The 347-nt window shown below is 55.6% G+C and carries 1 protein-coding gene; it reads left to right on the top strand.

Annotated elements, in window-relative coordinates; translation table 11 throughout:
• Positions 1 to 210: 210 nt before the first annotated feature.
• Positions 211 to 347: IS1/IS1595 family N-terminal zinc-binding domain-containing protein (locus QP442_RS08710; protein ID WP_442953381.1), on the top strand; the 137-nt coding region annotated here is incomplete at its 3' end.

Below are 347 nucleotides of genomic sequence, written 5' to 3'. Positions count from 1 at the left end.
AACGCTAACCTGATAGCAGGACGGGTTCCCCGGCCCCGCCCCCTCTCTGAGGTGGCTAGACATTGTCGAACAGGCGGGGATTGAACCCGTCCGCTACTTTTTTATTCGCGCAGTTCGATTTTAGGGGTTAATGCCCGGATTGTGTGTACGTGGTGTTGGTTTTTGTTCGGTGTGTCAGGGATTTGAGCGCTGTGTACATGCTTTGAAAGCATGTATGGTCCATGGTCTAGAAATCGGCCGCGTTGTGGTGTATGCGGCCACAAGCTTGTCAAGAACGGCAAAACCAGTGCTGGAAGAACCAGGTGGCGGTGCCGAGCGTGCGGGGCGTCGAGGGTTATCAACCGCCC

Origin of the sequence: Pauljensenia sp. UMB1177 (assembly GCF_030217965.1) — a bacterium.
Taxonomy (GTDB): Bacteria; Actinomycetota; Actinomycetes; order Actinomycetales; family Actinomycetaceae; genus Pauljensenia; species Pauljensenia turicensis_A.
Note: the sequence above shows the minus strand (reverse complement) of the source record. Positions and strands in the feature narration are given on the sequence as shown.